The organism is Mesorhizobium sp. L103C119B0, assembly GCF_000502235.1.
Lineage (GTDB): Bacteria > Pseudomonadota > Alphaproteobacteria > Rhizobiales > Rhizobiaceae > Mesorhizobium.
In genome coordinates, this window is sequence record NZ_AYXE01000045.1 from 1 (window position 1) to 7,948 (window position 7,948).

Annotated in this window: 5 protein-coding genes and 4 pseudogenes; 4 read left to right on the forward strand and 5 right to left on the reverse strand. The window is 57.5% G+C overall.

Annotated features, from left to right (window positions below; translation table 11 throughout):
• From X728_RS137270 to X728_RS1000000171935, 4 genes and pseudogenes are all read right to left on the reverse strand, one after another.
• The coding region (locus tag X728_RS137270) for an ABC transporter substrate-binding protein (protein ID WP_023833269.1) at positions 1-944 on the reverse strand (944 nt) is incomplete at its 3' end.
• A 460-nt stretch (positions 945-1,404) separates the two neighbouring features.
• A complete protein-coding gene (locus X728_RS1000000168095) occupies positions 1,405-1,917 on the reverse strand; it encodes a transposase (RefSeq protein WP_196815129.1) in 513 nt (170 codons plus the stop codon).
• Between the two features lie 92 nt (positions 1,918-2,009).
• On the reverse strand, positions 2,010-2,510 hold the full coding sequence (locus tag X728_RS00355; RefSeq protein ID WP_050589985.1) for a hypothetical protein: 501 nt from the start codon (positions 2,508-2,510) through the stop codon (positions 2,010-2,012).
• A gap of 222 nt (positions 2,511-2,732) precedes the next feature.
• Positions 2,733-3,237 (reverse strand): annotated as a pseudogene (locus tag X728_RS1000000171935) (transposase); the annotation flags it as partial.
• A gap of 133 nt (positions 3,238-3,370) precedes the next feature.
• Between X728_RS1000000171935 and X728_RS1000000171940 the strand changes: the two are divergent.
• The 4 genes and pseudogenes from X728_RS1000000171940 to X728_RS1000000168100 all read left to right on the forward strand — a co-directional run.
• Positions 3,371-3,533, forward strand: a pseudogene (locus tag X728_RS1000000171940) (IS5/IS1182 family transposase); the annotation flags it as partial.
• A 277-nt stretch (positions 3,534-3,810) separates the two neighbouring features.
• A pseudogene (locus tag X728_RS1000000170800) lies at positions 3,811-4,016 on the forward strand (IS6 family transposase); the annotation flags it as partial.
• A gap of 305 nt (positions 4,017-4,321) precedes the next feature.
• A pseudogene (locus X728_RS1000000169895) lies at positions 4,322-4,592 on the forward strand (hypothetical protein); the annotation flags it as partial.
• 2,693 nt (positions 4,593-7,285) lie between these two features.
• Positions 7,286-7,516 carry a hypothetical protein gene (locus tag X728_RS1000000168100; RefSeq protein WP_023833275.1) on the forward strand — a complete coding sequence of 77 codons (231 nt, stop codon included), beginning with the start codon at positions 7,286-7,288 and terminating at the stop codon, positions 7,514-7,516.
• 101 nt (positions 7,517-7,617) lie between these two features.
• Here X728_RS1000000168100 and X728_RS137255 read toward each other — a convergent pair whose 3' ends face one another.
• Positions 7,618-7,812 carry a hypothetical protein gene (locus tag X728_RS137255; protein ID WP_023833276.1) on the reverse strand — a complete coding sequence of 65 codons (195 nt, stop codon included), beginning with the start codon at positions 7,810-7,812 and terminating at the stop codon, positions 7,618-7,620.
• Between the last annotated feature and the right edge of the window lie 136 nt (positions 7,813-7,948).

The window sequence follows — 7,948 nt, forward strand, 5'->3', positions numbered from 1 at the left end:
TCCCACTCGGCGTCCGGAACCACCATTTCGGAACCGATCTGCTCGGCGGTCGGCATGTTGGCACGCGCTTCCGCGGTCATGTACTGTAGCGCCTCCGTACTCGGCGGCGTACACGCCAGGGCTTCGCAAATCTTCCCCTGCACTTCAGGCGAATCCAGGAAGAATTTCAGCAGTTCAAGCGCTTCCGCCTTGTGGGGCGCGCCCTTCACAACGGCGTAGCGATCGCCCACCAGAAGCGCTCCATCATATGACCATGCGATGGGCTGTCCTTCGTTCCTGAGCGCGGTGGTGCGGGTCATCCACATGAAGCCGGCATCAGAATCCCCGTTGCGAAAGCCCTGTGTCGTCTGGTCGCCGGTCGTCCACCACATCCCCACATGCGGCCGCAATTCGTCGAGTTTCTCGAACGCGCGATCGACGTCCATCGGATAGAGATCGTCCACGGGCACGCCGTCGGCCAGAAGCGCGGCAGTCAATTGCCGCCAGGCGTCCGGCTGCGCGGGCATGGCGCGGATGCCGGGAAAGGCCTCAGTGTCCCAGAACTCCTCCCAACTCGTCGGACCGCCGTTGGGGAAATGCTCTTTGCTGTAGCTCATCAGCGTCGCACCTCGGCCCCAGAGGACGCCTGATGCCTTGCAGGAGCCAGGCAGCAGATCTGCTCGATCCGTGAACTGCGCGCAGAAGTCGTCAATGTTCGCGGCATGCTCGGCGTGGGACGGCGCCTCGGCGTCCATTGCGCCTTCGATGAACATGTCCCAAGTGACATTGCCGGAAGCGATCATGGCCTGCACGTGGGCACGCCGTTCGGCGGTGTTGCCGGAGGGGATGACGACGACCTTGATCCCGGTGGCCTCTTCGAAGGGGCTCAGCCAGTCCTCGCGGATAATCTTCTCGTAGGCGCCGCCGTTGGTAGCTAGGACAACCGGGCGGTTTTCTTGCGCCATCGCTGGGGTCATGGACTCGGATGGCGAGAATGCCGTGAATGCATAAAGACCAATTATGAGTTTGGTCCTCCCTTTAGCTTCTCCACGGTTTAATGATCGTCGACACTAGGTGGGATCGCGGATCACGCGATGCTCCCGCGGGGCAGCTCGATCCTGTCCATCCAAGTTTATAATTGGTTGGCAGTTGCCGTGTTGGGCGTTTCAAAATCCGTGCCAACTGCCCAAAACGAGCCTCAGAAAAATTTCTGCATTCTAGTCAATCGATTACAACAAAGTGTTGCCGTAGATAGGCCGAACACTACCGCGTCGCGGACTCGACAAACCCGACAGTAGGTATGGGTTGCCCGGCTCTTTTTGCCAAATATGGCGGACAGAATTGCACCGCAAGGGAAGTGAAGTTCACGCCTCAGTCAATTGCCTTCTGCATTGTCCGATGTCCACGAGGCTGTCGTGAAACACATTACACGACTCTGGTTTTGTAGAAGCGATTTGGGACGCGGCTCCAGATGGTGTTCCATCTGTTGAGGGCGCTGGCGGGATTGGCGAAGAGCCAATGTCGGAGGACGTCGAAGCCGGTTCGGAACCATGATTTTCGCCTGTATCCATGGCTGGCGCGAGTGATGTCGCTGTGGCCCTTGAGGGCGATGGCACATGCCAGGCTCGGGGCCAAGGCAAGGCCGATGACGGCGAGCAGCAGGGAGAGCTTTGCGGGCTGTGTGAGCCTAGTGTCTTCCATGTTGAAGCCGCGGGTTTTGGTTTCGGCGAACAGGCATTCGATCTGCCAGCGCTTCTTGTAGGCCTTGAGCGCCCTTTTGGGTTGGCGGTTGGTGGCGGCGACGATGAGGGGTTTGTCCTGGCGTAGGACGACGCCGAAGCTGAGCGCCTCGGCGAAGCGTTCTTGCATGCCGGCGAAGCAGCCCTTTGCCTTCTTCAGGCGGCTGCGCGCCCAATTTGTTGTGGGTGAGCCGCTCAAGCGGGCCTTCGAAGCCATCGTTGAGGCGCACATGCAAGCGGTCGCTGACGCGGATGGCGAAGGGGATGTCCTTTTCGATAAGGAAATTCAAATCATTGGTTGCCGAAGAATTCGCGGTCGGAAAGCAGAAGCTTGATTGAGCTCCTACCGAACAGAGCCATGAAGCGTTCGATGAGCGCCTTGCGCTGCGCGATCGTTGAGCTGCCGCCATGGTCCAGAATGTCCCACAGCACGGGAATGCGGACCGGTCGCGTGGCGATGCAAAGCACCAGCAGGTTGATGTCCTTGCAGCCGACTTTCCAGTTGGTCCGGTCGAGGCAAAGCCGGTAGGGCGGCGCAAGCCCAAGCAGCGCCACTAGCGCCTTGGCCAGCCAGTCCCCGTCGAGTTGAACATGCTGGAAGAACCGCTGCAGGCGCCGGTAATTGGAGGTCAGTTTGGCCGGCCCGCAGAACGCGGCGGCAAGATGGCTAAGGTTCACCGTACGCGCGCTGATCATGCGCAAGATCACCACCACCAGTGTCTGCCGGCGGGCGTTGCTCAGACCAACACAGCGCGCTAACGTCGCCGCGAGAGCGTCGGGAAGAAGTGGCATCGAAAGATCCTTCTTTGGCGAGACGAATCCTTCATTCCAACTGATTCCCGGCCTCTCACCAACCCACTGTCGTGTACCGTGGGTCGTGAAAACTCCCCATCAATGGTAGTCTGCTCCAGGTTGAACGGGACGAATGGGCATGGCGAGTTTCATCTGGGGGAAGGGCCGCCGGAATCAGCTTTCCTTGCCGGAAAACCTCGGTGACTATATCGTCGAGATAACTTCGTCCCTGACCTTGACTCGAATGGCGTGATAGAAGACCAGCCGATAGCAGATGTCGAGCGGTCGGTTTTGACATTTGGCCAATCTTAAGAACGGCGTCGGTAGTTGGTGAGATCAACTCCGGCGGCACGTCGATGCTGTAAAGCTCTTCCAGGTGGGCTGCGGATATCGCGCTAATGCCGCGCGCGTGCATCGAAACGATTTTGCGTCGAAGTGCGGAAGTGGCGCTACCCTAGCGATCAGCTTCGGATCGAAGGTGCCCGCTCAGTCGCGCGGGATCGACGGCGTTATCTTCGACGTGTCGGTTGAAAAGCGTCTACTTCGAATGACCGCTGCGGCGGTTCGAGCACGCATCGGCTCGACCCTCCTCGATGTCCTCGTCAATTTCGGCGTTCAGTATCTGCTCCGAGAGAACTTTCTTCAGCTCGTCCAGTCATCAGTCCTTGGCAAACACCTCGTTTGGATCGCATCCCGCCAAAAATTGGTCCGGAAGTTCTTTCTTGATAGCCGTGTGATGTTTCTCTCCTTTCTATCATCAGGGCCTCGCGCACTGAATTCCTGACAGCCCCCCGTCATCTTTTATTGCCATCTGACCACCTGCTCGACCTGCGAACTCAAGGCTGTATGCCCGAGAAGTTCGACGCATCCGGCGCTGGGAGCATGAACGGGTGATCGACGCCGTGCAGGCTAGGCTGGACCGGATGCCTGATCCCATACGGTCGGCGACAAACGGTCGAACATGTCTTCGGTACGATCAAGGACTGGATGGGCCGAGGCCACTTTCTCAGCCGCCGGCTTGCCAGCGCGGAACTGGTGCCGGACGCGTTGCTTCTCGAATCACGGCTACCCGCCGTTCAGACCAGACACTCTGTGCACCCTTGCGCATGGACCGCAGAACGCGATCAATATCGGTTGTCGTGCTTGCGGCCGAAGGTGACAAAGCAAGTCAGCAAGATACATGGAGGATGATGGCGACGTAGATGTAGCGGGTCGGCCATGCTTACCCAGAGCTGTTTCGCCTCGTTGGAACAAAGTTCTTCGCCGGGTTTGGAAATCCAACCGTCGTGATCGCTTTGGTCATGGCCGGCCGGACCGCGTCATCATCGGCCGCAGCCAGACCGACCGTGAGACGATCGCTTCTTGCGACGCCACAAATCGCTTGCAGGATCGTTCCAGGCGTTGGTTGAAGCCGATCCGTATCCACCGAAGCAGCACCGCATTAATGGCATTGACCAGGACCATCTGCCGATCAGGCGCTGCGCGCGGAACATGCTCGGCTTCAAATTCATGGGAAAGTACCGCTGCGACATTGAGCGATACCCGAAATGATTCACATGACGCAAAATGACAAGCGAATCGCCCTCAGGCGAACAGTTCGCCAGTCTCGCCCTCTGCCCAGCAGCTCGCCATCCTCTTTGCGTCCTCCAGCCGTACGACAAAACCTTCAAATAGGTTTACAGAATCTTTGCGCCCGCAAATCGCTGACAATGGTACGTTCATCGCAAGGTCTGAGAACAGGCACGTAACAGAGCTGATGCCAAATTACGCTCGGACCGCCGGACAGCACGCAACGTCGGAGTCAACAGCTAATGGCAAGAAGAGCGCTCATCCTGGTTGAGGGCACAAGGAGCAATGGTCTGCTGTTCGTCCAAGCGGCTCAGCGTCTTGGTCTTCATCCAATTACCCTGTCGGCTGATCTAGCTCGGTACGACTATCTTGCGGCGGAAAGCATTGAGGCAATCCGTGTCGATACAGACCATCTCGATGCGCTGATCCGCGAATGTTCCCGGCTGCGTGCGACTTATGCCATGCTGGCATTACGAGCCGGAGGAGATGGTCTATGCGACAGTTGGCAAGCTCTGACGGCATTTCGATCTACCGGGACCCCGCGACATGAGCCGCCGGCCTTCGACCAACAGCAGCATCACTACGCTACTTGAACAAGGTTCAGCGAATTGGCATCGAAACCCCCACCCTCTCTTGGAATACTGAATCTCGAATGGGGGCTGCCGCCCGGCTCCACGCCACCAAAGCCGCGGCCCGGCTCGCTTCTGAATCCCGCGACCTGCAACTTTCCCATCATAACGGAGACCGTGCCCGGAGCTTGGGTGGAGACAGTCGTCCGCGGCGATCCCGAGCTTGAGTCGGCCTATGTCACAGCCGCCCAGCGTCTAGTTGCGCGAGGCGCTGTCGCAATAAGCTCGGACTGCGGCTTCTCTATCCGACATCAGGCCGATGCATCCGGCAGATCCCTGGCGATTTCCGAAGCGCGAGCCTACAAGGACATGCAAACCATTAGCGCAGTGCCTGAGGACAATCGTCCGAACGGAGAAGTCTGCCATGACCGCCCTCTTCTCGACGAATTTGCAGGACCTTCGGTACACTTCTGTGTCGCGCAGCATCTGGTCGCCGGCGCAATTGGCCTAGTCGCATTCTATCGGGTCAGGTATCAGCGCACGCAAGCAGGATGACCGACTGGTTAAACTGACGTCCATTTTCGAAACCCTCCGAAATTCGTCGAGGCGCTCCGTGCCAGACCGCCGGTAACCAAAATGTGGCAACAGGTCCTTCAATTAAATTTTACAGGATCTTTGCAACCGCCGATCGCTGACAATGGTACCTTCACCACAAGGTCTGAGGTCAGGGACGAATAAAAAGCTGACGCCTTTGCACCCAATCCGCCGCTCAGCACGCAACGGAGGTTAACGCCATGGCAAGAAGAGGCCCATTCAGCGGACGCGTGACATAATCCATTGCTTTCTCCGCCACTTGTTGTGCGGAGAAAGCTACCCACTTTTTTGAAAATTGGGTTGAATGTTCTAAGAACTTATTTTGACTTAATTGATGAAGCGTCCTTCTGCCGAAGTACACATTTTATTCGAATTTGAATTGCAGATGAATGCCCCATATGAATTGTGAAAGGAAGACTCCAAAAAGAGACGCAAGGAGCATAAAGTCATTTCACAATCGTTGAAGTGGGTTTCGCACATCTTTACACATCGGGACCCGTCGGCGGTGTAGAAGTGCTCCCCGTCTAAGGCAGCTGCAGGGTGTAAACGGGCGAAGCATCAGCGACTCGTCCGTTGCGCTGATCAGGCAAGGGCGTGTGGTGGAGCGATTCACACGCTGGGACGCATGCATGCGAACAGGCAGACGGGCACAATCGACGTTTGGATTTTCCGGCATTCCCAGCTAATGATCCCAACATCGCACTTGCGTGAGGTGCTGAGCCCAGCTGAGTTGGAACGGGCCGAAAAAATCCGTTACTCAGACCTGCGTCTTTCATATCTTCAGGCAAAATTCGCTTTTCGAACCATTCTTGCTGCGCACTTGCATGTTTCGCCGTGTGATCTCCAGTTGACCGTTTCGGGTTTCGGCAAGCCTCGACTGCCAGCGCACGAGATTGAGGTGAGTCAGTCTCATAGCCACGATTGGTCCGCTGTCGCCCTGTCGGCCTCGGGCTCGGTTGGGATAGATGTTGAGCATAGGCGCCCTTTGGCAAATTGCCGCCAGTTGGCTTACCGTATTATGACCGACCAGGAGGCAAGGACCTTGGAAGCAACTCCGCGCCACCTATGTGAGCGAAAGTTCCTTGATCTGTGGACTAGGAAGGAGGCCGTGCTGAAATGTGCAGGCTTCGGTCTCCATCAGGACCCGCGAGGTCTTCATACGGGCTGGGATGAACCGGCCGTGCAATTTGGCGGCGTGCAATATTTCCTCAACCCCCTCCCAGTCTGTGGGCAGTTGATAGGGCACCTAGCTTCGCATGATCCCCAACAGATCATTTTGCGCAGCCTGCCATCACAATTGGGCGCTTGGCCGATGTGCCGTCCTGCGGCCGCATTCTAGGCCACGCGTTTCGGCAAAGCCGCCCGGCAGCCTATTTGGGCTGCCATGCATTGGCGGTTTCGTCCTGCGGTCGCAAAGTCGGATCTTGCAAACAGCCGCTTCCCTACGTGGGCGCTCAGCCGATGTCCTGTTGGCCGAGATCTTCGATCTTGGCTGCGGATGGCCGCTGAGGATGGCCTGTAGGGATTCGGCGATATAGGCGACGGGACTGACGTCATTGGAGCTTGCAGGTTTATGCCGACTGCCGAACTTTATCGAGCGACCAACCTTTCATGACTTAGCCGCAGCTGGATCGGCATAGAATAGGCCCCTCCGTCGCAGTTGAGGTGAAGGAGAGGACACATGAACGCAAGTGATTATCGGCAACGCAGCACACTTTGTCGGAAGCTGATCCCAGCCCCTATGGCGAGTTTTCACGTGATTACGCGGCCAGATTGAGGGACGAAGGCTTCGGTCGGCGATATACTAGGTAATCGCTCAGCTGTTTCGAGATTTTCTGGATTGGCACGTCGGTAGCGGACACGACCCCAGAATCTAAGCGAAGCGCACATTGAGCGGTTTTTCGGGCGTCGCTCTGAGCATTGGAGCATCAATGCGGGGACCAGGGCAGCGCTCCCGTGCTTGCTTTCTGCATTACGTGATGAAGGTTTAATGCGGGCGCCGTCTTTCCAGTTGAGCGCACGGAGAACGAGCAAATTGTTGATGTGTTCGCGGCGCATCTCACGCATGAGAGCGGGCTGGCCCCCACCACGGTGGAACGCCACAAGCTCCTGGTACATCGGTTTCTGCAGGAGATTTGTCCGGCCGGTGCAGAAGAGTTCGCGGCGCTAACCCCGGAGATTGCCATCGGGAAGTCGATGGTCCGCCGGTCGGAGTTCCTGCAGATGAGGGCGCTCGGCATTGATGCGCTTGCCACGATTGGCGTTGCCGGCTGACAATCTTATCGATGAAGGTCGCGATAAGATCCTTCGGTGCTGGCTCAACGAGCCCAGGAAGCGCGACCTGTGGCTGGGCCATGGGACATCGCCGACAAAGCCTACCACAGCAACGACTTGCGCCAGATCATCACCGACGCCGACATGCTCGCCGTCATCCCATCTAAGCAATCCCGCAAGGTGACGATCCCGCACGACGCCTCCTCTACAAGACCCGCAACCGCATCGAACGTTGCTTCAACAAGCTCAAGCACTTCAGACGCTTCGCTACACGCCTCGATCGTGGCGCCGTCCACTTCCTCGCCTTATGCATCTCGGCGCCGCGATCCTATGGATGCAATGAATGTTGATCCAGCTTAGTTCTGTTCTCTCGTCACCAGTTCGACCCATAGCGCGATGCCGAGGGGCAGAGCGCGGTCGTTGAAATCATAT

Bases quoted from the DNA above. Each gene is read 5' to 3' on its own strand.
- X728_RS00355 (WP_050589985.1), bottom strand. From the start codon at position 2,510: ATGCCACTTCTTCCCGACGCTCTCGCGGCGACGTTAGCGCGCTGTGTT.